Annotated in this window: 22 protein-coding genes; 10 read left to right on the top strand and 12 right to left on the bottom strand. The window is 58.7% G+C overall.

Annotation, left to right across the window (positions count from 1 at the left end):
• Nucleotides 1-69: 69 nt before the first annotated feature.
• Both EPN93_20340 and EPN93_20345 read left to right on the top strand, forming a co-directional pair.
• Nucleotides 70-1,443, top strand: coding sequence for an MFS transporter (locus EPN93_20340; protein ID TAL30175.1), 1,374 nt, complete (start codon nt 70-72; stop codon nt 1,441-1,443).
• Between the two features lie 39 nt (nt 1,444-1,482).
• Entirely contained in the window at nt 1,483-2,577 is a 1,095-nt protein-coding gene (locus tag EPN93_20345) for a carbonic anhydrase (protein ID TAL30176.1), read from the top strand.
• Between the two features lie 47 nt (nt 2,578-2,624).
• Here EPN93_20345 and trpS read toward each other — a convergent pair whose 3' ends face one another.
• Nucleotides 2,625-3,602 (bottom strand): tryptophan--tRNA ligase, encoded by a 978-nt coding sequence (gene trpS / locus EPN93_20350; protein ID TAL30177.1) that lies wholly within the window; start codon nt 3,600-3,602, stop codon nt 2,625-2,627.
• 110 nt (nt 3,603-3,712) lie between these two features.
• Here trpS and EPN93_20355 point away from each other — a divergent pair, with 110 nt between their 5' ends.
• Nucleotides 3,713-4,855 (top strand): PAS domain-containing protein, encoded by a 1,143-nt coding sequence (locus EPN93_20355; protein ID TAL30178.1) that lies wholly within the window; start codon nt 3,713-3,715, stop codon nt 4,853-4,855.
• Between the two features lie 2 nt (nt 4,856-4,857).
• On the opposite strand, the gene EPN93_20360 is transcribed toward EPN93_20355, so the two are convergent.
• From EPN93_20360 to EPN93_20400, 9 genes are all read right to left on the bottom strand, one after another.
• The gene (locus EPN93_20360; GenBank protein TAL30179.1) at nt 4,858-6,978 is read right to left on the bottom strand and encodes a fatty acid oxidation complex subunit alpha FadJ; all 2,121 of its coding nucleotides are present in this window, start codon (nt 6,976-6,978) and stop codon (nt 4,858-4,860) included.
• Between the two features lie 14 nt (nt 6,979-6,992).
• The gene (locus EPN93_20365) at nt 6,993-8,288 is read right to left on the bottom strand and encodes an acetyl-CoA C-acyltransferase (protein TAL30180.1); all 1,296 of its coding nucleotides are present in this window, start codon (nt 8,286-8,288) and stop codon (nt 6,993-6,995) included.
• Nucleotides 8,289-8,527: 239 nt separating this feature from the next.
• Entirely contained in the window at nt 8,528-8,968 is a 441-nt protein-coding gene (locus EPN93_20370; protein TAL30181.1) for a hypothetical protein, read from the bottom strand.
• A gap of 104 nt (nt 8,969-9,072) precedes the next feature.
• On the bottom strand, nt 9,073-9,459 hold the full coding sequence (locus EPN93_20375; protein TAL30182.1) for a hypothetical protein: 387 nt from the start codon (nt 9,457-9,459) through the stop codon (nt 9,073-9,075).
• Nucleotides 9,437-9,817: a hypothetical protein gene (locus tag EPN93_20380; GenBank protein TAL30183.1), complete on the bottom strand. Its 381-nt coding sequence runs from the start codon at nt 9,815-9,817 to the stop codon at nt 9,437-9,439. The genes EPN93_20375 and EPN93_20380 overlap by 23 nt, the downstream gene beginning before the upstream one ends.
• An 11-nt stretch (nt 9,818-9,828) precedes the next feature.
• Nucleotides 9,829-12,291 carry a TonB-dependent receptor gene (locus EPN93_20385; GenBank protein ID TAL30184.1) on the bottom strand — a complete coding sequence of 821 codons (2,463 nt, stop codon included), beginning with the start codon at nt 12,289-12,291 and terminating at the stop codon, nt 9,829-9,831.
• Nucleotides 12,292-12,295: 4 nt separating this feature from the next.
• Entirely contained in the window at nt 12,296-12,940 is a 645-nt protein-coding gene (locus tag EPN93_20390) for a TonB family protein (GenBank protein TAL30185.1), read from the bottom strand.
• A gap of 15 nt (nt 12,941-12,955) precedes the next feature.
• On the bottom strand, nt 12,956-13,354 hold the full coding sequence (locus EPN93_20395) for a biopolymer transporter ExbD (GenBank protein TAL30186.1): 399 nt from the start codon (nt 13,352-13,354) through the stop codon (nt 12,956-12,958).
• Nucleotides 13,355-13,367: 13 nt separating this feature from the next.
• Nucleotides 13,368-13,997 (bottom strand): MotA/TolQ/ExbB proton channel family protein, encoded by a 630-nt coding sequence (locus tag EPN93_20400; GenBank protein ID TAL30187.1) that lies wholly within the window; start codon nt 13,995-13,997, stop codon nt 13,368-13,370.
• A 670-nt stretch (nt 13,998-14,667) separates the two neighbouring features.
• Here EPN93_20400 and EPN93_20405 point away from each other — a divergent pair.
• The 7 genes from EPN93_20405 (at nt 14,668) to EPN93_20435 (ending at nt 24,199) form a co-directional block, all read left to right on the top strand.
• A complete protein-coding gene (locus EPN93_20405) occupies nt 14,668-16,014 on the top strand; it encodes an acyl-CoA dehydrogenase (protein ID TAL30188.1) in 1,347 nt (448 codons plus the stop codon).
• Between the two features lie 632 nt (nt 16,015-16,646).
• Nucleotides 16,647-17,537, top strand: a complete 891-nt coding sequence (locus EPN93_20410) for a hypothetical protein (protein ID TAL30189.1) — start codon at nt 16,647-16,649, stop codon at nt 17,535-17,537.
• Between the two features lie 198 nt (nt 17,538-17,735).
• Nucleotides 17,736-19,835, top strand: coding sequence for a hypothetical protein (locus tag EPN93_20415; GenBank protein ID TAL30190.1), 2,100 nt, complete (start codon nt 17,736-17,738; stop codon nt 19,833-19,835).
• A gap of 294 nt (nt 19,836-20,129) precedes the next feature.
• Entirely contained in the window at nt 20,130-21,416 is a 1,287-nt protein-coding gene (locus EPN93_20420) for an IMP cyclohydrolase (GenBank protein TAL30191.1), read from the top strand.
• 78 nt (nt 21,417-21,494) lie between these two features.
• Nucleotides 21,495-21,710, top strand: a complete 216-nt coding sequence (locus EPN93_20425) for a DUF2283 domain-containing protein (GenBank protein TAL30192.1) — start codon at nt 21,495-21,497, stop codon at nt 21,708-21,710.
• Nucleotides 21,711-21,896: 186 nt separating this feature from the next.
• The gene (locus tag EPN93_20430; protein TAL30193.1) at nt 21,897-23,657 is read left to right on the top strand and encodes a methyl-accepting chemotaxis protein; all 1,761 of its coding nucleotides are present in this window, start codon (nt 21,897-21,899) and stop codon (nt 23,655-23,657) included.
• Nucleotides 23,657-24,199: a hypothetical protein gene (locus EPN93_20435; protein ID TAL30194.1), complete on the top strand. Its 543-nt coding sequence runs from the start codon at nt 23,657-23,659 to the stop codon at nt 24,197-24,199. Before EPN93_20430 ends, EPN93_20435 begins: the two co-directional genes overlap by 1 nt.
• A gap of 50 nt (nt 24,200-24,249) precedes the next feature.
• Here the strand turns inward: EPN93_20435 and EPN93_20440 are convergent, their stop codons facing one another.
• Together EPN93_20440 and EPN93_20445 are read right to left on the bottom strand one after the other, a co-directional pair.
• A complete protein-coding gene (locus EPN93_20440) occupies nt 24,250-24,867 on the bottom strand; it encodes a hypothetical protein (GenBank protein TAL30195.1) in 618 nt (205 codons plus the stop codon).
• Between the two features lie 10 nt (nt 24,868-24,877).
• Nucleotides 24,878-25,810, bottom strand: coding sequence for a hypothetical protein (locus tag EPN93_20445; GenBank protein TAL30196.1), 933 nt, complete (start codon nt 25,808-25,810; stop codon nt 24,878-24,880).
• Between the last annotated feature and the right edge of the window lie 285 nt (nt 25,811-26,095).

Here is a 26,095-nt window from a genome sequence, read left to right on the forward strand (position 1 = left end):
TGCTGAGCGGGGCGGGGCGCACGGACCATTCGGCATTCCCGCCTACTACGCAGGCAAAGGCGGGAAATAATGAAGGAAACCTCCCAGTCGAACGGGCGGACCCTGGCAGCGGAAAGGGTCTCGTTCGGCACCAAGCTCGGGTACGGCATCGGGGACATCGCGAGCAATATCTTCATCGTGGCGTCCGGGTTCTACCTGTTATTCTTCCTCACGAACATCCTGCATATCGAACCCGCGGTCGCCGGGATCGTGCTCTTCTTCCCCAAGCTCTGGGACGTCATCGCCGACCCGATCATGGGGGGCATATCGGACGTGACGCGCTCGCGCTGGGGACGCCGGCGCCCCTTCCTGTTGTTCGGCGCGCTGCCCTTTGGGCTCACCTTCTTTCTCATCTTCCTCGCCCCGGGTTACGAATCGGGCGCGGCCAACGCGCTCCACACCGGGCTCATGTTCGCGCTCGGCTGCACGGCCTTCGCGCTCATAAACGTGCCCTATTCCAGCATGGTCGCGGAGATGTCCGACGACTACAACGAACGCATGTCTATAACCTCGTTTCGCATGATAAGCTCGTCCGTGGGCGTATTGCTGGCCGGCGGGCTCGCGATGCCGCTCGTCCAGGCGGGGGGCGGCGGCGCCAAAGGCTTCGCGTTCATGGGGGCGCTCTTTGGCGCAGCGATCGCCCTGATCACGCTCGCGTGTTTCTGGGGAACGAAGAAGGCGAGGTCTCGGCCCGCGGGAGACCGCATGCCGCCCATCAGGGAACAGGTCCGCGTCGCGCTCCAGAACTTCCCGTTCCTCATGCTCGTGGCGAGCTATGCTATGCAGTCTATCGGCATCGGCGTGCTCATGGCGGGCATGATCTACTTCATCAAACACGTCATGCTCATGCCCGAAACCGCGATGGGGATCATCTTCCCCATTCTATTCGGCACCGCGATCGTCTTCATCCCCGTGTGGGTGAAGATCGGCGTAAGGCTGGGCAAGATCCGCGCCTACAGGATCGGCATCTGCCTCATCTCGGTCATGCTCGCATCCACCTTTTTCACGGGCCCCGGGGACCTCTACCTTTTATATGCGCAGATCTTCGTGCTGGGAATCGGTTTTTCGAGCTTCCAGCTCTTCCCCTTCTCCATGCTGCCCGACACCATCGAGTACGACGAAATGAAATCCGGCCTGCGGCGCGAGGGCATCTTCGCCGGGGCGTGGGCGTCGGGCCAGAAGATGGCTTACTCCATAGGACCGGGCATCATGGGATTCGCGCTTTCGTTCTCGGGCTTCCAGGGGGGCGATGTCCAGCCGGAAAGCGCGGTGCTGGGTATTCGCGTCGCCTTCTGTCTCTTCCCCGCGATCACACTTATCGCGAGCCTGATTCCCTTCAGTCGCTACGACCTCACCGAGGAGCGGTTCGAGGAAATAAAGGGCATAATCCGGAAGAACAGGTAGGTTCGAACCGCCGCCTACCGGCGGCAAAGGAGGCTGTAAATGAATCTCAAGCCCATCATCATATCCGTGATTGCTCTGTGCGTGTTCCTCCCTGCCCCGTCGGGTCCTCTCCGCGCGGCCGGCGTGGAAACGCCCTCGATGACCCCCGACGAGGCGCTCCAGCGTCTCAAGGACGGTAACGCCCGATTCCAGCGGGACAAGCGTAAAAATCCCGTGCAGGGGCCCGCGCGCCGCGTCGAGGTCGCGCAGAAAGGCCAGCATCCGTTCGTCACGATCATCGGCTGTTCGGACTCGCGCGTGCCGCTGGAGCACATTTTCGATGCCGGCATCGGGGAGCTGTTCGTGGTAAGGGTCGCGGGCAACGTGAGCGATACCGATGAAATCGGCTCGGCGGAATACGGTGCCGACCACCTGGGCACGCCGCTCCTGGTGGTGCTCGGTCACAGTAAATGCGGCGCCGTGACCGCGGTGCTCAAGGGCGAGGAGGTGCACGGGAGCATCCCGCAGCTCGTTGACAATATCGTCCCCGCGGCGATCAAGGCAAAAGCCCGGTTCGGGGACACGTTTTCAAACGAGCTTCTCTCCGCAGGAATCGAGATGAACGTGTGGCAATCCATGCATGACCTGCTTGCGCGCAGCCACGCCGTCAAGGAGCGCGTGAAGGAAGGAAAGCTCCGTGTCGTCGGCGCGATTTATGACCTGGAAAGCGGGACCGTGAGCTGGCTAGGCAACCATCCCGAGCAGGCAGCGCTCCTGGAGTCCCACGGGGACGGTGCGGGTCTCCACTTGCCACTGGGATTGATGGGCGCGGGGGCGGGAATGCTCCTGGTCGCGCTCGCCTTTTACGCTCTTTTCTTTTTCGACCGGACACGCCTGAGCCGCGTCACGGTGAAGCGAAGGATGATAGGCGGCAACATTGCAACGGCGCTCATCGTGCTCTTCGCGACGGCGGGAATCGCCTGGGAATTCGCGCATCGGGGGACCCACGCCCCGTGGTGGATGTGGCCCGTCGCGCTCGCGGTCCCCGCGGCGGTCGCGCTCGTCTTCACCTCGCTCGCGACCGGTTCCATAATGGATTCCTTCAAGCGCATCGTCAAGGCCGTGAAGGAAGGAAAGCTGAATCCCGGGAAGTGACGGATCCGTAACGCACGGTCCCGCGCCGGGCAGGCTGCGGGGCGGCCTCAGCCTGCGTTATACGCAATCCCTACCCTTCGCCTGACGTCCTCGATCGTGGGAACGGCGACTGCCCTCGTTTTTTCCGCGCCCTTCGCAAGTATCGCGAGAACCTCACCCGGATCCTTGGCGAGGCGCGCGCGCTCGGCGCGATAGGGCGCGAAGTATTCCCATATGAGCCCCAGGAGCTCCTTCTTCACCTCGCCGTATCCCGTTCCGCCCTGGAGGTATCGGGCGCGCATCGCCTCGGTGCGTTCCCTGTCCGCAAAGAGCCTGTAGAGCGCGAACACGTTGCAGGTATCGGGGTTCTTGGGCGCCTCGACCGGGGTCGAATCGGTCACGATGCTCATCACCTTCTTCTTAAGCGACTTTTCGTCCTCGAAGATATTGATGGTATTCCCGTAGCTCTTGGACATCTTCTGCCCGTCGGTACCCGGGATGACGGCGATATCCTCTTCTATGAGGGGCTCGGGCACCGTGAAGGTGTCGCCGAACGTGTTATTGAACCGGATCGCGATGTCGCGCGTGATCTCGACGTGCTGTTTCTGGTCCTTCCCCACAGGGACCACCTGCGCCTGGAAAAGCAATATATCGGCGGCCATGAGCACCGGGTAGGTGAAGAGCCCCGCGATCGGCGTCAGGCCGCGCGCGAGCTTGTCCTTGTAGCTGTGGCTGCGCTCGAGGAGCCCCATCGAGGTATGGCACGAGAGTATCCACGTGAGCTCGGTCACCTCGGGGATGTCCGACTGCACCCAGAAATGGGAGCGCGCGGGGTCCAGTCCCAACGTGAGGAAATCGAGCGCCGCGTCGATGGTATTCTTCCTGAGCGCGGCGGCGTCGTTCGTGGTCGTGAGGGCGTGGTAATTTACGATAAAGCAGAAAAGCTCGTGCTCCGCCTGGAACTCGATCATGCGCTTCATCATGGCGAAGTAGTTGCCTATGTGAAGCGTGCCCGAGGGCTGTATTCCCGAAAGTACCCGTGCCATACGCCACCCCTGTCGCCGCCGTCCTGATCCTGAATGTACAGGGATGATCTTTTCGCGCGGCCGTTCGTCAATAAGAAAATCGACGCCCCCCGCCGAAAATATTTTGCAATATGCGGCCGCGCGGCGTATGGTGTGAGCTACCTATGCGGAACAAACTGTTTCCGAACAATTTCACCGCCCTCATCAACCGTATGGACGAGGGGGTCCTCGTACTGGACGAGGAGCGCACCGTGATATTGGCGAACAGGGCGGCCGGGAAAATCCTGGGCAGCAAGGCCCTTCACGCCGCACGCGCCTGTATCGACACCCTGCTGGCCGAAACCAACCGCCCCTTCTGCGCGTTTCTCGAGGAGGTGGCCGGGAGCGGCGCCGATTATACCAACCACGAGATAACCTACCGCCGCAGGAACCGCGAGGCGCGCCTTCTCGTATCCGCGTTCACGCGCACCGAAACCGCTCCCGCGCGCGGCAGGCGCGTCTATGTGCTGCTCCGGGACATTACCCGTCTGTGGCGCCTGCACACCAAGGAAAAGCAGCTCATGGCGCAGGTGAGGAAAAATTATACCATCCAGATGGAAAATCTGCGCCAGATTGCCGAGAGCGTCGCGCACGAGGTAAGGAACCCCATCGTTTCCATTGGAGGGTACGCAAACCTGCTGCTCAGGAAGATAGAGGCCGACAGCACACCGACGGAGGAGCACAGGAAATATCTCACCTACATTAAAGAGGACGCGGAAAGGCTGCTCGCGCTCGTGGGCAAGGTGGAACGATATACCGATACCAGGGAGATGCACTTCCGGAAGGAAAACGTGCTGCGGGTGCTCAGGGAATCCATCTCATTCGCGAAGCGGCTTGGCGCCCGCACCGGGGTGCGCGTCGAGGCGCCCACGGTCGAACCGGGCGAGTACCTCATTTACGTCGACATGACCCTGCTCAAGACCGCGTTTAAAAGCCTGGTCAGGCAGGCCGTCGTTCTTTCGAACGGCGATGATACGGTGTCGATCCACCTGCACGTAAACACGCTCGAGATCATTTTTTCGATAGACATAGCGACGAAGCTTATAAAAGAGAACATCCCGTTTCTTTTCAACCCGTTCTACTCGGCCTCCGGGCAGCGTCTGAACTTCGACCTGGCGAACGCCCAGCGCGTCATCATGCTTCACGGGGGGATGATCCGCGCGGACTGGGGCGGGGAGGGCCGCCTCACCCTGAGGCTTTCCATGCCCAGGGAGAAGCGCCTCCTGCGTCCCTGAATCTACGGATAAAACTTTTTGTTCTGCCCCGCCATGTCCTCCAGGATTTTCGCGGGTGCGAAGCGCGCCCCCAGCCGTTCCTGGTAACCGTTCATGATCCGCACGATCTCGCCCGCGCCCGCACTGTCAACATGGCGGAAGGGACCCCCGCGGAACGGCGGAAATCCCAGCCCCAGGATGGCACCCACGTCGCCGTCGCGCGGCCCCGCGATAATGCCCTCCTGCAGGCAGAGCGCCGCCTCGTTCACCATCATGAGGCTCACACGCTGCTGAATCTCGGCGAAATCGAATTTCTTTCTGGGCGCGTTCCCCACGAGGCGATAGATATCGGGGTCCGATGCGCGAACGCCCTTTTTCTTGGGAACGTCATACCGATAGAAGCCCTTCTTGTTCTTCTTGCCCTTGTAACCTTTTTCGAGGAGCGCGGGGAGCGCGCTGGAGGATTTCATTCCGCGCGAGGCAAACGCCTCTCCCAGTCCCTTCGACACGTGCGCGCCCACGTCGATCCCCACCTCGTCGATAAGCGTGATGGGTCCCACGGGATAGCCGAACAGGTGCATCGCCCGGTCGATGTCGTGGATGTCGGCGCCCTCCTCGACCAGGACCACCGCCTCATTAAGAAGCGGGGCGAGAATGCGCGTTGTGTAGAAGCCGGGTCCGTCCTTCACCACGATGCAGGTCTTTCCCTGTTTCGTGCCATAGTCGCGCGCCGTGGACACGACCCACTCGGCCGTCTTCGGGGTGGTGATGATCTCGAGGAGCGGCATCTGCGGCACGGGGCTGAAGTAATGCATGCCAATAACGTTCTGCGGACGCGCCGCCTTTTCCGCGATCGCGCCTATCGGCAGCGCCGAGGTGTTCGACGCGAATATGCACGAATCACCGGTCGCGGCCTCCACGTCGGCCAGGACGCGCTGCTTGAGTCCCAGGTCCTCGAACACCGCCTCGATTACCATTCCGGTATTTTTGAACATCGAGTAGTCGTCGCAGGGGACCACCTTGCCGTACAGCGCCTCGCCGTCGAAGCGCCTGAGCGCGCCGCTTTTCACGCGCTTCTGAATTCCCCTGTGGATCTGCTTCATGCCGGCGGCCGCCGCGTCCACGCTCACATCTTTAAGGAGAACAGTGTCCGAGAGCCCGAGCGAGACCGCGGCGATACCTTGTCCCATGAGTCCCGCGCCCATGACCGCGAGCTTGCCGACGGGCCGGGGTTTTTCACTGGAGGGATTCTTTTTCATATCGGTCATATTGAAAAAGAGCGTCATGAGCGCCTTCGCCTGCGGGCTCACCGCGAGCGCACCGAATCGCTTTACGTCCTCGGTCATGCCCTTGACAACGCCCACCTTGTAGCCGCGGCGCACCGACTCGATTATCGACAGCGGCGCCGGGTAGAGGCCGTGCGTCTGCTTCATGACCATCTTCGTCGCCTGCGTGAAGACAACGCCCCTCCCGAATGAAGACTCGAGGAACGCGTCCACGAACGAGCGCTTTCTCTTCCGTTTGAATTTTTTCTTCGCAAGATCGAGCGCAATCGTGATCGCGACCTCGCGCATTCCGTACGGGATGACCACCTTGTCGACCAGCCCCAACTGCTTCGCCTTTTTCACCCTTATGCTCTTTCCCGTGAGCATGAGCGGCATCGCGGCGCGAAGCCCGATAAGCCGCGGCAGCCGGTGCGTACCACCCGCCGCGGGCAGAAGCCCTATCTGCACCTCCGGCAGTCCCATCTGCGTCTGCGTAGAATCCGAAGCGATGCGGTAATCCGCAATGAGCGCGAGCTCGAGCCCCCCGCCCAGGCAGTTTCCGTGAATAGCCGCCACCTTGGGGATGCGAAGGGCGGCAAGCCTGTTCAGGACCGCGTGCCCCCTGGAAAGGTAATCCTCCGCGGCCTCCTTCGTCGATGCGGCCTTCACCTCGTCTATATCCGCGCCCACCACGAAGTTATCGCTCTTGCCGCTCATGACGACGACGCCCCTGAGCGCCTTGTTCGATTCTATCTCCGTCAGCATCGAGTCTATCTCCGTCAGGAGCTCGCTCGACACCTTGTTTACCTTCGTCCCCTGGCAGTTTATGGTAATGACCGCCACCTGGTCCGGCGTAACCTCGAATGATATGTGTTTCATCGCGCCTTCCTCCCTCAGCCCGCGTTCTCAAGAAGTATGGCGCCCCCGATGGCGCCCGCGCCGCACCCGGCGATGAGTCCGAACTGCACGCCCTCGTCCCGGAGCCTGTTGCAGCACGTAGTGACGAGCCGTCCCCCCGTCGCCCCGAAGGGATGCCCCAGCGAAAGCGAGCCGCCGAAAATATTCATCTTCGCCATGTCGGCCTCGCCCACCTTCCCGCTCTTGCCCAACCGATCCTTCGCGAAGGAGTCAGAATCGAGGCAGCGCATCACGCCCAGCATCTGGGAGGCGAATGCCTCGTGAATCTCGAACACGCCCACATCCTTGAACGCGACCCCGGCCATGTCGAGCGCCTTGGGTATCGCGTAGGCGGGACCCAGCAGCAGTTCGTCCCACAGGTCTCCCGACGTATAGGCGTAGCTTTTGATGAAGGCCAGGGGCTTCAGTCCCAGGGCCTTCGCCCTGCTTTCGCGCATGAGTATTACGGCCGACGCCCCGTCGGTGAGGAAGGACGAATTGCCCGCGGTTACCGATCCGTTATTCCGGTCGAACACCGGTTTGAGCTTCCCGAGCTTCTCCGCGGTCGCGTCGGCGCGCGGCCCGTTGTCCGTCACGACGGCCCTGGCCGTCCCCGGCACCACCACGGGAATGATTTCCTTCCTCGCCCTGCCGCTCTTCGCCGCATCGACGGCGCGCTGGTGCGAGCGGGCCGCGTACCGGTCCTGCTCCTCGCGCGAGATCCCCATCTTCTTGGCGAGCCGCTCGGCGGTCGCGCCCATGGTGAGCCCCGTGGAGTATTCCCCCACCTTGGGCTGCTCCGGCGTGACGAAGTCGCGCAGCTTCATGCCCTTGAGAAGCTTGAGCTTTCCGATCAGGCCCTTGGGCTTTTTGTACATGCTCAGGTCAAGGATGAATTTCCGGTAGGGCTTCGATACTTTGATGGTCACGTCGGAAAGGCTCTCTATCCCGCCCGCGATCACCGTGTCAGCGTTGCCGGTCTCGATCATGGCGGCCGCGTTGGTGATCGCCATGTTCGCCGAGATGCACGCGACCGTGCAGGTGTGCGCGGGTATGGTATCGGAAAGCCCCGCCCCGAGCATCGCCTCGCGCGCAACGTTCGTGGTCGCGACGTCGGTCATGACTATTCCCATGATCACATGGTTGATCTCCTTCGCCGGGACCCCGCTCTTCGCGAGGACCCCCTGGATGGCGAACCGGCCGACGTCCCACGCCATCAAATCGCTGAATCCGGTCCCCGACCGCTGGAATGGTGTCCTGCACCCGTCAATTACGGCGATCCTGTCCGCCATGACGCACCTCCGCACATGGTATCAACTGCTACAGGATAGCATATTGTATTATTGTCTTACATGTCAAATATTTTTTGGGCGATTATTCCCGAATTTCCGCGCCCGTGCGAAAAAGCAGCAGCCGCGATCCCACCGGAGGCCGGATGATCGGTCGGCCTGCCGTTAAATAATATTTCAGGGGAATGGGGGCCGATACGCGTATCGGAGGTACCAGGCGCTTTTAAACGGGGGGGTCCCCGTCATTCCATCAGCATCAACGCCTCGTTCAGCCGCTCGAAGGATTTTTTCACCGCGGGATCGTTTACCATGATTTTCAACCGCGCGTTGACCGTTTCGCCCAGGTGCCCCATCTGCGCCGCATTAGCCTCGATCCTTTTCCGGATCGCCTCGACGGACGGCGGCATCTTTTTCTCCTCACTCTTAAGCGCGGGGTACTTCTTGTAGAGCTCGCTAAGCCGGGGAGCGATCACCTCTATCTGCGCGGCAAGGCCGTCGATCACGCGGGCCAGGTCCTGCGGGGTGACGACGTTGACGATATCCTCCATGTAGCGCTCCTGCGCCGCGAGCTGGTCGGCGAGCACTTTCTCGAACTCGGCATACATTGAGGCCTTCCCGCAGCCCAAGGAGAAGGCCGCTCCCAGGAGGAGCATGCAGGCGGCTGCGCCAAGCGTCTTAATCATGGTCTGTCTCCTGGTGGTATTGTCCGATCCCTGTCCGGCGAGGCGAATCCGGCATAGTTATGCCTTCCAATGCATAGTTATGCATATATAACTATATCCCGCCCCTAATCCTTGTAGCGGATCACCTGCCCCTTCACGTGTACCCCGATGAGCGTGCCGACTATCCACACCTGCCGCTCGACGGACCAGGTGACGCCTATAAGGTTATCCCCGCCCTTCGCGATGATCGCCTCTTCCACCGCCCTGTTCAGGTCGAGAGACGGGGTCACGGGAAAAATCCAGAACAGGCGGAAGCTGCTGGATTCGCCTTCGGATTGGCCCACTATCTCATAGGGCCGGTCCTCCATAGGGCGCGCGCTCGGCTCCGCCCCGCGCGGATGAGTGGAGATTGACAGGCACCCCGCGAAGGTGAATAATCCAATGGCGCACAACGCGACAACGGCGCCGCGCATCCCGCTGGTTCGCTTTTCAGTACGGGTTTTTCTTCTCATCTTTTTCACCCGCCGGCGCGAGCTTCACGGCCTCGCCCACGACACGCACCGTGCTCACGCCGAACAGTATGGCAGTCCACGAGGTTTCGTAGCAGCGCACGTTTATCAGCGCATCCCCGCCTTTACGTTTGAGCGCCTCCCGGATCGCTATGTCCAGATCCGGCTCTCCCGGCATGACCCAGAGCACCGTCCACGCGCCGTCGGTCCCCTCGGTCATTCCCAGATTCTCGCTGATGACCTTGCCCGTAAGCGGCGTGGTCGAGGCCGTCATACAGACGGGCGTGGTGCTGCACGCGGTGAGCGCCGCGAAAATCAGCGATCCTGCAACAAGTACAAAATAATTCCCGGCTCGATGCATATCAAACCTCCCTAAAATTTCACTTCCACCCCGAAGTTGGGGATGATGGTAAGGGCATCTTCGTTCACTATGATATGGGGATTTTTACCGGCCTGGTAATCATAACGATAATCCCACTTCAGCTCGCTCTCCGGTCTGTGGTTGTAGATATTTATAATCTCGATATACCAGGTAATATATCCCCAAGCCTTGGTGTTTTTATAGCTATAGCGAATGTCGAGCCTGTGATCTATCGGGAAATGCCGGGTATACGACCGGCCGTAATCGGGCAGCCATCGTTCGCCGGACCCTGGATAGGTCGTGTCCTGGGTCCCGCCGACGATCGGCGTATAGGGGAGCGAGGAATAGAGCTGGAACTTCGCCCCGAGGGTGCTTCTGCCGAACTTGTACCCCGTAACAAGCTTGAGGGCATGCTGCTGCTCGTACTGATAGTTCACCCACTGATCACCGTAGGCATCCCCCGCTAGGTTACGGGGATCTCCCACGCCATCCTCCGTCGGGAGGCCAGATCTGTACCGCGAGTGCGTCCACGTATAATTAATCCAGCCGTAGAACCCGTTTTGATTCTCAAGAATGTCCTTCCGCAGCATCACCTCGATTCCATAGGCCCTGATTTTACCGCTGTTGGTTCCCATCGAGGCATCGCCGTTTTCTTTATAATGGAAATAATACAGCGGGATATCGTAAAAGTCATTATAGAAGCTCTCAAGCTTTAATGCCCAGAGCCCCAACGCCTGCTCGATGCCCGCAACGCGGTGGATGGCCTTTTCCGAACGGAGGTCTCTGCCGATCTTCGTGATGTGCGGCGCCTGGTCGAATATCATGGGATTTGTCTGGAAAAAATAGCTGTATTTCCCCCCGGCAATCGAGACCGTGGTCTTGGTGGGAAATTCATAGGAGAGCAAACCGCGGGGGTCGTAGGTAACTTCCCCGGAGCGGGTCAGGTAATCCGAGCGGAAACCCGGCAGGAATGTAAGGCCGGCAATCGTTAGTTTCGTTTCAATATAGCCGCCAACGGTCTGATTGATCGCGGTAAAATCGATGGGATATGGCTGGAACGCATCGCTGCCCGGATCAAATGCGCCCGTTTGGTTGCTTATGGTGAGCGTTTTACCGAACGCCCTGAAATAGTAGAGATTATATTGCGCGCCAACACGGAGCTCAAGCAGGTTTTTAATTATTCCCGCCTTGAATTTGTCTTTTAACCCGAAGACGTAGGGGCGGGAGGTTACATTGAAATCCTTAAACGCATCCCCTACACCCTCTGCCGGCAGATTGAAATACTGATAGCTCTGCATGAGCGATCCGTATGCGATAAGCTTGTTCGTCACGCTATCCGCAGGCTGCCAGGTATAATAGATACCCTGGCTGTGGGTCTGTTTATCGTACTTCGCCTCGATCCCCTGGAAGTAAGGGTCCTGTGAGGGATCTAATTCGTTTTTCTCGATAAAAGTGAAGTAATCACTATTGCCAAACAGGAGGAGCGTGAGCGAGTGCCTGCTGTTGAACGCGTATTTCATCTTGTATTGGTAGTCCCAGTACTCGGGCACGGAGGATATCGTATTGCCGGTTATTATTTTATAGATTGTGGGCACGAAAACCGAAAGATAGCCCACTCTCCCCGAGGCGATCGCATAGCCTGCGTTCATTGTATCGCCTTCTTTAAAGACGTCGTCCGGTCCTGCAAAATGCAGCTCGCCCCTGCTGTCACGGAATATAGGCGCCTGTATGAGCGCGCTCGCGGATATGAGCCCCAGGTCCGTATAACCGCCGAACTTCTGCACATTGTCGACCGTGTTGATGCTGATAACAGCCGCGGACGCAGAACCGAACTGCGCCGGGAACGCGGATGCATAGAGGTCGATGTCGGCCATGAGGCTGTTGTTAATGACCGAGTGCAGACCGCCGAAATGCATGGGATCGAGAATAGGTATGTCGTCGATAAAATAGTTGTTTCCTACGAAATCGCCCCCGCGGATCACGAGCGGCCCAAAGAGCCCCCCTGTCGTGCGAATGACCCCGGGCAGCGACGTAAGCGCCGATATCGAGTCGCCGAACGAGGCGGGCACCTCCTTGAGCTCCTGAACGGTCATGGTATAGCGCGCGACCTTCTGGATGTCGCGCTTGCCGGTCACCATGAGCCCCCCCAGGGCGACCGGCGGGTTCATGAAGAAGTCGCGTACAACGGCCCCATCGATCTGCACGGTGGTCTTGACCGTCTTGAGGGTCTCGGAGGCGATGATGATCGTATAGCTCCCGGCCGCGGGTACCGTAATCGTGAATGAGCCGTCGGCGGCGCTGCGGACGCGGGTGCGCTCCTCCGCCACCGCAAGGAGCGCGTTTTCCACCGGCTCGCCGGTCGCGCCGTTGAATATTTTCCCCGAGAGGGAGAATTGCTGCTGGGCGGTCGATTCCGCGTAGCAGACCAGGATAAATACGGCCGCGAGCATCCCGCGTGCGATCAGGTTCATCATGTCCTCAATCTTCCAGTAAGAAAGTGATGGGGAGCCGGTGGTTCATCTTCACGGGCCGCCCCTTCTGGTAACCCGGCGCGAACTTCGCGAGGTGTACGATACGGATCGCGGCCTCGTCGAACCCATAGCCCGCCTTTGCCGAGACGACGCGCGCGCTCACCAGGCTTCCCCTTTCGTCCACCTGCACGCGCACGACCACGACCTTCTGCGTAATATTCGCCCAGCGCGCCTCCTTGGGGAAGAATTGCTTCAGATCGAAGTCGATTATGGGCGTAGGCGGACGGTCGCCGTTGAAGGAATAGAGATAGCCCTCCTTATCGGTGCCGGTCCCGGAAAGGGCGTTCACATTGAGCTCCTCGTCCAGGGGATCGGCCGCGGTCTTGCTGGTGCCCTCGATCCACTCCTGTTTTTCGACGGGGGCCGGGTCGCTCTCCCCTCCCAGGAGACGCGGGGGGATATCGGTGAAATCGACGTCGACGTCCTCCATTTTGATCTCGTCCGAGCTCACCTCGTGCCCGTAGGGGAGGGTTGCTATAAAATAGGAGGCGTACACCACGAGGTGCAGTCCCAGGGAGAAAAGAAGGCAGAAGCGGAAGAGCCCCAGGGCTTTTACCATTTGCAACAGAATGTCGCGGATGCTGAGTACCATGGCGACGTATTCCGCCTAACGCTTAACCGAGAGGGCGATCTTGGTCACCCCGGAATTGCGGATGATCCCCATCACGCTCGCGATCGTGCCGTAGGAGAGGCTTTCGTCCGCCGACACCGTGACGCGCATGTTGGGCCGGTATTTCGATTCGCGCGCAAGCGCCATTCCAAGACGCTCCGCGTCGGTCTCGAGCCCCTCGAGCAGGAGCTTGCCGTCCCTGGTAAGCGAGACCTGCATCGACTCCGCCACATTGGGGTCCGACGCCGCCACCTTGGGCAGGTTTATATTGACCGATTCCTTCTTTAAAAAGTTCGCGGTCACCATGAATATCACGAGGAGGACCAGCATCACGTCCACCATGGGGGTGATATTGATATTGCTTATTTCGTCGTCGTCGCCTGTTTGAAACGCCATGACCGTGCTCCTTTCAAAGGCAGGATTTCTTCTTGCCGTGCGTGTAGCTCGCCAGGAATTCCCGCGAGAGGATCTCCAGGTTCTGGAGGATGATCTTCACCTTGCGCGAGAAGTAATTGTTCGCCATGACCACCGGGATCGCGACGAAGAGCCCCGCCGCCGTCGCGAGCAGCGCGGAAGAAATGCTGCGCATTACCACCTCGGCGCCGGTTGCGCCGAGCGTCCCGAGTCCCTGGAACGCCTTGATCACCCCGAGCACCGTGCCCAGCAGACCTATGAAGGGCGCGTTGTTGCCCAGGGTGTTCAGGATAATGAGCCGTTTTTCCAGGACGATCTTCTCGGAGATTATCTTTCCCTGCATCAGGTCGCCTATGCCGTCGTGGCACTGCTGGTAATGCTCCATGGTGAATTCCGCGAAGCGGGAGTAGATGTTCCTGGCTTCCGATTTCGAGTACTCCATGGCGCCGGCCGTATCGTGCGCACGCAGTCTCGCGACGAGCCCGTGCATGAAAAGCTCGGCGTCCTTCGAGGTATGGCGCTTGAATACGAGGGCGCGCTCCAGCCCCACGGCGAGCGCGAGTACGCTCGCGAAACCGAGCATGAGGAATATAAAGGTCTCACCCAAATCGACTAGTAGCAGCATGGTTCATGCACCTATACCCATGAAATTATGAACGCCATTCGGTAAAAGCGGATGTAAATCCGCGATCCGGTATTGTACAGCAATAATTTGTATTCAGCATATAAATTTTTGCTCAAAATAAACTTTTCATCCCGGGTCTGATGACGGTTTTCGTATATCTGAATGCATAGTGTTTTTTGCCCTCTAAAAAAATTTCGCCGGCGGCCGTGCGGCGCCGATGCACCATAATTTGCAACAATTCTCGTTCCTCGTCAAGCCGCGGCCCAGTTCCCGGTTCTCCCGGGACGTCCGGCACCGCCCGCCGCTCCCTGTTACTATTTGTCCGGAAGGCCCAAAACCGCACAAAATTTTTTAAAAAATTTCATACGGAAAGATCCGGGAGGTGTTTGGAGGCGCCGGGGGCGAATGCCCCGACCGGCTGGCGGCATACGCTGCGGACTGTCAGCGTATCGGCCCCCCCCCTTTTTTAGATGCGCCCTGATCAAACCATGACACGTGGTGTCCCTGTGGCCTGCGTCGTGCGGGAAAATCCGCCTTTCGCAGGTATTTCCTTAATATCCAAAATGGACGTGTGCGGCGCAGGGTTATTGCCGCCCGGTAGACGACATTTCACAAAAAATTCATTATACTGTATATGGATGGTCCGCAGCAAATAACCGGAGGTAGTATCATGCTTGATTTCACGCTCACCCCCGAGCAAGAGGTGCTGAAGATGAAGGCGCGGGAATTCGCCCTGCGCACGGTGCTCCCCGCCGCCTGGCGCTTTGACGAGTCGGACGAAGTCCCTCTCGAGGTGCTGCGCGCGGCCTATGAAGCCGGGCTCATGAACGTCGACATACCCGTGGAATACGGGGGAAAGGGCATGGGTCTCATGGAAATCGCGCTCCTCACCGAGGAGGTCGCCGCGGCCTGTCCCGGCATCGCGACCTCCATTTTCGCCAACTCGCTGGGGTTCGAGCCCATTGTGATCTCGGGCAGGGAGCATATCATGCGGAGGTACCTTCCCCGGATCGCGAACGAGTTCAAGCGCATCTGCTACGCGACCTCCGAGCCCTCGATGGGATCGGACGTGGCGGGGATGCAGTGCCGCGCGCGGCGCGAGGGGGACGATTACGTCCTGAACGGGACCAAGTACTGGATCACGAACGCCGGTATCGCCGATTACATGACCATCTTCGCGACGGTGGACCCGGCCGCGAAACACGCGGGCATCTGCGCTTTTCTTGTGGAAAGGGACTGGGAGGGCGTCCGCGTGGGAAGGCGCATCCCCAAGATGGGACAGCGCACCTCGAACACCGCGGGCATTCACCTGAAAAACGTGCGCGTGCCCGCGGAGAACGTGCTCGCGGAACCGGGAGAGGGTTTCGTCCTGGCCATGAAGACATTCGCGCGCACGAGGCCCATGATTGGGGCGTTCGCCGTGGGGGTGATGCGCTCGGCGATGGAATACGCGCTGGATTACGCGAAAAAGCGCCGCGCATTCGGGAGTAAGCTGGGAAGCTACCAGTCGGTCCAGTTCAAGCTCGCCGAGATATTTCAAAAGGTCGAGACCTCGCGTCTCCTGGTCTGGAAATCCGCCTGGGAAACCGACCGCGGCATGGACCCCACGATATCGGCCTCCATCACGAAATTCTACACGACCGAGGCCGCCATGCAGGTGCTGAACGACGCCCTGCAGATATTCGGCGGATACGGCTACACCAAGATGTTTCCCATCGAGAAACTTCTCCGGGACACCAGGCTTTTCTCCATTTACGAGGGGACAAGCGAAATCCAGCGCATAATCGTCGCGGGACACCTTCTCGCGTCGTACGAATCCATAATGCCCCCGATCGACGAGGTGCCGATACTCATCCGCGAGGACGATACGGTTCCGGAAACCGGCCTCGCCGGAACCGATACGGCATGGCGCTGTCCCGTGTGCGGATTTGTTCACTACGGCGAGGAACCGCCGGAGGAATGCCCGTACTGTTTCGTGGGCGGAGCGGGCTTTAAGAAGGTATGGCCGCGCGCCTAGGCGCCGGAAGAGGGTTTTAAGGAAATTGCATCGCCAATGGGGCGCTTTATACCGCGTTTCAAGGGTTAAAAATATCCGCCGATTTCTAAAAAAATTGCGAATTGTGCTGGATTTTTCATCAAATTTCAGTATTTTATTATCATCTCAACTACTAAGGAGAAAGCTATGAAAAGGAATATAAAGCTGTGCACCGATGTTGATTGCAGGAAGGTAGCGATGATTTCGCTCGAGGACCTGGAAGGTTACCTCGACAGGTTTGCATGGATATAGATCAACAGGTATCTCTTCATATTTAACCTTGAAAGCGGCCCCCGAAAAGGCCGTTTTCTTTTTGCCACGACCCAGAATGTCACGTTTCGTCCTTGATGCGGATTCAGGTTTTTCCCGCGAGGAAAATCCCTTGACGCCGTACAAAAAATTACTTGGATATTCCCGGCAATATGTAGTAATATGCAAAATTCGGTAACTACTCAGCTATGAAATACACAACCAAAAATAATTAAAGTATTGAATACCCCCGCCGCCAGAGGCGGCGGGGGTATTCCTGGCATTTATTATTTTATGTGCATATGTTTGGCACACGGCTGAGCAGTTACAAAATTCGTATATAAAAACACATCTAAGGAGGCAGAATGCGAATCAAGCTCTCGTACCTTTTATTATTCATTTTCATGCTCTCGGGATTCCTCGCGGCGTCACTGTCGGCGGAAGAGCCGGCGGTCATAGTACCCCCATCGGACCGTCTTTACTGGGCATCGCTTTCCATCATCAGGTATAACCCGCTGGGGCTCGAGACCCAGAACCGCATCATGTACAGCAAGCGGCTTGCCGACAGCACCTCGCCGCTTTTCCGGGACACATTTATTGCGCTGGGACCATCGGTGAAGCTGAATCCCGCGTACGTAAAGGCGGGTGGATTGCTGGATTTCCAGCCCATAGGCGTATTCAACCTTCGCCTGGGGTACGAATTCATCAATTATTTCGGCACGCAGGGCTACCTGCAGTCCTCCGCGGTAAGGAACACGGATTACGATGACGACTTGAGGAAGGACAACGAGGACCTCGCCTATTCCACGAAAGGCCATCACTATTTCGCGGAACCCACCCTGCAGATGAAGGTGAGCAAGATCGCGGCGCGGTCGAAATTCGGGTTCGAATACTGGGACCTTGACCTTCACAAGACCGACAAGTATTTCTATGACGCGACGCTCGATACGATGGTCCCCACCAAGAAGGTCGTATGGACGAACGATTCCGACCTGATCTACATGAGCGGGCAGCTCACCCTGGGCCTGCGCTACAGCGCGGTCTTCCCGGGCACCGCCCAGAGCCATATGCGCCTTGGCCCCCTCTTTGCATGGTCGTTCAATACGGACGATTACACGAGCTTCAATAAGCCCACGCTCCTCGTGATCCTGGGCTGGTATCTTGACCATCCGAACAGGATCGGCGGGGTACCGTATGCGCTCGTGGGCTTCGCGTTCTCGATGGACTTCATGACGGCGAAGGCCCCGAAAAGTTAAAAAATCACGAATGGGTTGTATCGGAGACGCCTTCTTCATACGATGAAGGCGTCTCTTCTTAACCAGACCCCGCCCCCTATTCGCTGATAGCCTCACCGCTCCCTATCAAAATATTTTCTTGATAATGCGCTCCATCGACGCCATCATTCAGGCGTGCGCATCGGCGCACGTTCACGACAATGACTAGTGGGGGAACTCATGGACAAGCTATTTTACCCGGAATCCATCGCGATTATAGGGCTTTCATCCAAGGCAAACAATATTCCAAGGCTCGTCCTTGAAAACCTCATCCGCTGGGGATTCAAGGGTCGCATATTCGGAATAAACCCCGCGTCCCAGGACGCGCATGTTAACGGAATCCGGATGTATCAGACCCTGGCCTCCCTTCCCGCCGTGCCCGACCTCGTCTTCGCCCTCGTCCCCGCGCGTTACATTCCCGCCATCGTCGAGGAATGCGGGAAGATCGGGGTCAAGTGGATGGCCATTCCCTCGGGCGGCTTCAACGAGCTCGGGGGAGACGGCGCGAAGCTCGCCGACCAGCTGGTCGCGAAGGCTCGGGAATACGGCATCCGCTTCGTGGGCCCCAACGGCGTAACGGTCGCGAACACCGCGAACGGCCTCTGTCTGCCGTTCATTCCGTCCTTCAGCCCGCCCAAGGGCGGCATGTCGATCATCAGCCAGTCCGGGGGCGTGGGACTCATGCTCTGGAACTTCATGAGCGACGAAAACGTGGGCATGGCGAAGTTCGCGAGCATAGGTAACAAGCTCGACCTGGACGAGGTGGACTTCCTGGAGTATTTCGGGCGCGATCCCGAGACGAAGATCATAGGCATGTACCTGGAGAGCATCCCCCGAGGGGAGGCCCTGCTCCGGGCCGCGTCGCGTATCGACAAGCCGATCATCATTTTGAAATCGAACACGACCCCGGCCGGCAAGAAGGCCGCGATGAGCCACACCGCCGCCCTGTCAAACGACGAGGACATCATCGATTCCGCGTTCGAGCGCGCGGGAATCATCCGGATCGGGCACTTCAACGAGTTCATATCGGTGGCCAAGGCCTTCGACCTTCCGCCCATGCGCGGCAACCGCATCATGGTGATGAGCCCCGCCGGGGGCATCACGGTGATGATGGCGGACCTGTGCGAGAAGATCGGGTTCGAATTCGCGAATCCCGGGCCCGACTTCTACGAGAGCCTGAAGAAATATTCGAACGCCGGGGTGATAAATTTTTCCAACCCGCTCGACATGGGCGACATCTACAACATGGAAATGTACGCACACATATTCTACTCGGTGCTCCACAACGACAGCGTGGACGGCGTCGTGTACGTGAGCCAGTGGCCGCACATGCCCCGCGGCGAGGACATCTTCTACAAGATGTTTCACACCGACCTTTCCAAGGAGGCGACGGGCTCCATGCTGTCGTCGGGAAAACCGCTCGCCGCGTGCCTCTTCGGCAGGTCGAAAACCATTTCGCAGATCAAGCGCAACATCAACTTCCCGATCTTCAACAGCGCCGAGGAGATGATCGTCGCCATGAAGAAACAGGCCGAATTCCACGCGCGTCGAGAGAGGAAGGCCGTACCGCTCACCATCCCGGCGGACATCGACCGCGAGGCGGCGCGGGAGTGGATGCGCAGCCGCGCGGGGGACTTTGGCGAGGAATCGCTCGCGCTGTTCCAGGGCTACGGCATAGGCGCCGCGCCCTCCGCGCTCGCGGCGGATGAGAACGCCGCCGCGGACGCCGCGGCGAAGCTGGGCTTCCCCGCGGTCATGAAGGTCGTATCGCCCGACGCGCTCCACAAGACCGACGCCGGGGGCGTGATCACGGGGATCGACGGCGCGAAAGCGGCGAAGGAGGCGTTTGGGACCATTCGCTCGAACCTGGAGCGCTATAAGCCCGGCGCGCGCTTTGACGGCGTGCGCGTCATGCCCATGGCCGGTCCCGGGTACGACATGTTTATCGGCGGAACGCACGACGCCTCGTTCGGTCCTGTCGTGTTTTTCGGCTACGGGGGAATCTACATCGAGGTGTTCAGGGACACGGCGAACGTGCTGTGCCCGGCGCGCCCGGAGGAGGTGGCGCGCAAGCTCGCGAAGCTCAGGTCGGCGAAGATACTCGGGGGGATGCGCGGTAAGCCCCGCGCGGACGTGGATTCGTTCGTGGACATGATCGTGAGGGTGTCGCACCTGCTCGCGGATTTTCCCTCGATCAAGGAGCTGGACCTCAACCCGGTGCGCCTCCCAGAAGACGGTTCCCGCGCGATCGCGCTGGATGCGCGCATCCGTATCGGCTGAGGAAATTTATTTCCCCCGGGGCGCGCCGGGGGCCCATTCGCCTTTCCCGCGCACGGGTATGCTCCCTACTTGGGTCCGTCCGCTTCGTGCATGTGAATCTCGGTCTGGATATACATTCATTCACAGGATGTCCATATTTAAAAATTTTGGCTGCGCCGATATTCACGGCGGTCCCCCGCGCGATCGAAACAATTAATGTTGACGGGCCGGGCCGGTGACGCTATGCCGGATACGCTTCGCGCGCACGGGCCCCACCCGCGCACCGCGCGCATATCACTCCCAGGCAGGGCAAAAATGGAAGATTTGAAGAAAGCGTACAAGACCGTAATGGACGACCACTTTCCCGACACCATGACCATAGGTTTCGGGGAGCAGATACTCACCTACAGGAAGCGCGCGTGGAGGCTCGAGGACGGGGGCGCGCTCGTCGAGAAGGGCCTGCGCTACGGGGAGAACCCCGGACAGGAAGCGGCCATGTACGAGCTCGTGAACGGGAACCTCGCGCTGGGCGGCTGCACGTTTATCGGCCCCGGGAACGCCCTGACGAGCGCGATCGACGAGCGCATGATGCTCCAGCCCGGGAAGCACCCCGGCAAGATCAACCTCACCGACATCGACAACGCGCTGAACGTGTTGAAATACCTCACCGACCGGCCCGCGGCCGTGATCGTGAAGCACAACAATCCCTGCGGCGTCGCCTACGGCGCGACGATCGCGGAGGCCTTCAGCCGCGCCTTCCGCGCCGACCGCATCGCCGCGTTTGGGGGCTGCGTCGCCCTCAACAGGCCCTGCGACCGCGAGACCGCGGAGCTCATCGCGAAGGAATACATGGAGGTCGCCGTCGCGCCGGACTACGTCGGGGGGGCCTTCGAACTGCTCCAGAAGCGCAAGAATCTCCGTATAATAAAAATCGAGCGCATCGACAAGCTCGAGCAGTATAGATCGGCGCGCTTCGTTGACTTCAAGTCGCTCATGGACGGCGGCATCATCGTGCAGCAGTCGCCGCAGAACATCGTGAACGGGAAGGGCGACCTGAAGCCCGCGGCGGCCGAGTACAAAGGGCAATCCTACAGGATAGACCGGCTCCCCACGGAAAAAGAATACGCCGACCTCCTCTTCGGCTGGTTCGTGGAACAGGGCGTGACCTCCAACTCCGTGCTGTACGTGAAGGACGGGGTCACCGTGGGCATAGGCACCGGCGAGCAGGACCGCGTGGGCGTCGCCGAGATCGCCGTGTACAAGGCCTACACCAAGTACGCCGATCTCCTCTGTTTCGACAAGTACGCGATATCCTACAAGCAACTGGAGCTCCTCGTGGAAAAGGGCGAGCGGAAAAAATCGGAACTCGCGGACCTGGACGAGGCGACGAAGGCCGTGAAGGCGGGGCTATCGGGCTCCGCGATGGTATCGGACGCCTTTTTCCCGTTCCGCGACGGCGTGGACGTGGGGATCAAGCAGGGCGTAACCTCGATCATCCAGCCCGGCGGCTCCGAACGGGATTTCGAATCGATCACGGCGTGCAACGAATCGGACCCCAAGGTCGCCATGGTCTACACCGGACAACGCGCGTTCAAGCACTAGGCCGGCCGGATCGTTCGAACAATGAAACCGATATGGTGGTCACGGTCTATTCATACTATTTCAACGAGGAGAAGCAGGATGAGAATAACGTATGATTCCGAGGTTGATGCCCTCTATATCCGGTTTATTGAAGCGGCGGTGACAACCGAACATGTTGCCGATGGCATAGCGGTCGATTATGATTCAGCCGGGAATATTGCCGGCATTGAGCTTCTTGACGCGGTGAAGAGGCTTGGTTCGAAGGACGTCTTTAAAAAGGTTATTCTCGAAGACCTTGGGTTACACGCTTCCTAGTTCCGGACGGCTTCCTCCCGTTCCGACGCCCGTCCCGATCGCGGACGGGCGCCACACCCCCCTCATGGTTTCATCGTCATCTTTTTTCTTGTGTTTACCCCTGCCCAAGAGTATATTTGAGAAAAACCGCATACTCACAATCGAATCGATCAAGGGGCGGTGGCACGTACAGGAAGGAGACGGGTCATGAAGTCATTGAAGAACCTCAGGGTGGGGAAAAAGTTCATCGTCGTATTTGGGGGCATCACGATCATCATGGTGCTGGGACTCGGGTACGGGATATACAACGCGTATTCCATATTCAGGGAAACGGAACGGATGTACACTCTGAGCCTGCTCAGCATGGAATTCCTCATCGAGGCCGACCGCGACGCCTACCAGGCGAGCGTGGCCGCGAGCCAGGCGATCAACCGCCTGAACGCCCGCACGGGAGCCGTCCCCAAGGGCGACAAGGACTATGAAAAGGATATTTTCGAAGTCAGGAGCAACACCGAGCAGGTGAAGCAGCGCTTCGACAAGTTCCGCGCGCTCTACATGCAGCGGGGGCGCGAGGCCAGCGAGTACTTCCCGGTATTCGACAGGGAATACGACGCGATCCTGAAGCTTACCGACGTGATCGAACGCAGGATCGCCGGAAGGGCCGCGGGCGATCTCGAATCCGCGTATTTCACCGAGTACCTTCCGGTGTTCGCCCGCATGCGCAACTCGATGGACAAGCTTACCGACCAGTCGCTGGGATACGCGAAAACCGAATACGAGGAGGCGCGCGCCGGCTACCGCCAGGTGCTCATCAACAGTCTCGTCCTCCTGACGGTAATGGTGATTATTTTTATAGGCGCGGGAACAGTGCTCACGCGCATGATCACGCGCCCGGCGTCCATGAGTGGCCGTCTCGCGGAGAGGATGTCCGAGGGCGATTTTACGCAAAAAATCACGCTCGACCAGCGAGACGAGTTCGGCAGGATGACCGATTCGCTCAACAGCTTCGTCGAGCGCATGCGGGAGTCCATCTCCAACATCGCGCGCGTGGCGGACGAGGTGGGAAGCACCTCGCAGCAGATGTCCGCGACCGCGGTCTCGTTCGCGGAGAACGCCCAGGACCAGGCCTCCTCCGTGGAAGAGATTACGGCGACCATAGAGGAGATGGCGAGCTCCATGGACGGCATCGCGCGGCTCTCCGACGAGGAGCTGCAGAATCTGATACGCCTCTCGGACGGATTTCTGCATCTATCGGACACCATCCACACCATGGAGGAAAATACCAGGGCGGTGCTCTCCATGAGCGAAACGATCGCGGGAAGCGCGCGCCTGGGCGAATCCGCCCTGCAGAAGATGAACGGGACGATGACGAACATCACGAAGAGCTCCGACGACATGACGGGCATCGTGAAGATCATTAGCGACATTTCGGACCAGATCAACCTGTTATCGCTCAACGCCGCGATCGAGGCCGCGCGCGCGGGGGAGGCAGGCCGAGGCTTCGCCGTCGTCGCCGACGAGATCTCCAAGCTCGCCGACGAGACGGCCTCCAGCCTTAAGGAGATCGGCCGCCACATCGACCGCAACAACGGCGAGGTAAAGAACGGAATGTCCACGATCATCGAGACGACGAGCCTCATGCAGAACGTGATCGAGGGCATCAACCAGATCGTGGCGAAGATCAACGAGGTCGCGCGCACCATGAAGGAGCAGATCGAGATAAACCACCAGGTCGAGGTGCAGACGGACACCGTGAAAAACCGGGCCGAGGAGATCAAGAGCGCGACGGATGAACAGAAGCTCGCCATGATCGAGATCACGAAGTCTATAGACGGGATAAACCAGCTCACGACGCATAACGCCTCGGGCGCCGAACAGCTCGCGGGAAGCTCCGAGCACGTCACATCGAGTATCGCCGCGCTGCGCGGCACCATAAGCTTCTTCAAGGTCAAAACGGAGGTCATGTAATGGGCGGATTGAAAAAATTTCTCATCGTCGTACTCGCGGTCATCGTCATCGGAACCATCGTGCTTCTCGTCCTCCCGAAGAAATACGAGCTCGAGGTCTCGGCCGACATTGGCGCGAACGGCATCCTGGTCTACAATGTCGCGCAGAACGTGAAGGCGTGGAACGCCATGGCGATGATGGGCGGCATGGGGCAGATGGACATGTCGCAGATGAAGCTTCCCGAGGCGCAGGGGTTGCCCACGGACAAGCTCGGTTCCGTCATGAAGGGCGTGAGCGGCGCCATGCAGATGAAGTTCACCGTCACGAAGACCGAGTTCCCCACGCTCATAGTCTATAAAATCGAGGGCGGGCCCATGGACGGCGTGGAACCGCAGGTGCATATCGCGAAGGTGAATGATGCGACGACGAAGGTCACGATAAAGGAGGGCTTCGAGTACAAAGGGTTTCTTGGCGGCGCGAAGGCGTTTCTAGCCAAGAGGGCCTCAAGGATGAATCATGAAAAGAGTTTGGAGATTTTGAGGCGGATGTGCGGGGGGAAGTAGCAAAACGGCTGGCAGGATTCCTTCCAGAGTGGAACCCTGCCGCCCTGTTTTCAATCATTCCAACTTATACAGAGGACAACGTTGGTGGCCACATCACAAGTGTTTATGGCCGCATTAATCCAATCGTCGTTGTCTTTCACTCCAATATAACCGACTTGGCCGTTAAGCGTGGCGTTGGCGATCCAACCGTTACAAGTAGCTCCGCTTGAACTCCCGTCCACCAATGAACCCGACCACCAGCCAGTAGATGCAATTTCCGCATCTTCAAGCGTTTGGTCGATTGAGCCGTCAAAAAGATCTGCCCAATTATCCGCAATTACCAAACCCGTATGGCTTTTTATTGGAAGGTAGGTGGGCAGGCTATATTTTACCGGCATATCCCTAATCTCATCATCAAGACCCACAGAGATGAAAGCATGAACATTATCCGATGGCAGTTCTGTATAGCTTGTATTCCTTGTGCTCGCGCATAAAGTATCAAGTCCTGCACGTCCACCTTGAGCGCCGTTGTTGACCGGGGCCGTTGAAAATAAAAACAAATCGCTTCCCGAAAAATTATCCGCTTTCGGATCAAACATATTATCCCTCGGCGCATCGAAGCACGAAATCCCGGCGAGGGCGTAACACATCGCGGGTATGATCAGTCCCATCAATATCAGTTTCTTCATGGCATCCCCCTTAAAACCGCATGGATAGCGCGACATTAACACCCGGGCGCTCATGCACACCACCGTAATACGCAGGCGCGATGCTTACATACCAGTCTCCAGCCTTCCCCGTTTCAAGGGACGCCGTGCTGTACTCCGGGCTCGTGAAGAAAAGTACGTCGATCCAGTGGATAAGATACACCCCTGCAAGAACCGCAGCTCCGATCGTTGCCATTTTTCCCGCACTCTGATAATCGCTGTACGCGCTGTCGAACTTCGACTGCGCCGTTCCCGCCGGAAGATCGCCGTATACCTTTTTCTTGTCAGTATAATTGTAGAAGGAATAGCCGAAGAATCCGGCTGCCGCGAGGAACGTACCGCCGATCACGTAACCCTTCGTCTCATGGTACGCGTATACCTGCCCCCAGCCGGGAAAAATGCTTCTCAGGTAATAGCCGGAGCGCGTCACCTCGTGGACATCGTCGCTCGTGATCTCACCGCCAATGCGCCCCGAGAGCGTGCGCACGATCTGCTTAACTGCGCCGTCCACGTTCGCACGCGTGTCCGACTTCTGGTTCGCCGCGTAGTCCGATACGCCCTTCTCGACGTCGACGATGCGCACCGTGACGACCACGGCCTCGCCTATGGTGCTCACTTCGCCCACGAGTATCTTGTTCGCGGAAATCATCTTCCCGATCTCCACGGCGCAGCTCTGGTCGGTGCACCCGGTAAGCTGGAGGCCCTGCTCCTGGAGGATGGCGTCCACCTGAGTCCGCTCCACGACGACGAACCTTCCGGCGTTCACCAAGTCGGCGCGCAGCATGTTGGAAACGGTCTGCGCGAACGGCAGGTCGACGCCCACCGGCTTGAGATCGAGCACCGCGATGCGCGGCTTTTCCTTTGCGTGGGCGAACGTGGTCCACATGAGCGCGGGAACAAGGAACAACCATGTCAATTTTTTCATTTCAGTATCCCGGTAGAGGTCTGTTGAAGTTTAAAATATTTATTTTAGGCCGTCTCTTCTGGAATAAACCGCTATCTATCCACCTACAATAAGAATACCGGCATCATGAAATTAGTAAAGCCATTTTTAGTTCCGATACTACATTCGGCGTATCAGTGTAAATTAAATTCCGGGTGTTCTGAAGGAGAGCCGGGTGAAAATGTTACTATTTTTCGCCCCTCCTCCGTATACATTTCAGACGCTCCATTCTTTATTCGGAGAACACGGAATGCTGAGAACATCCAT

The sequence above is a fragment of the Spirochaetota bacterium genome (assembly GCA_004297825.1).
Taxonomy (GTDB): Bacteria; Spirochaetota; UBA4802; order UBA4802; family UBA5368; genus FW300-bin19.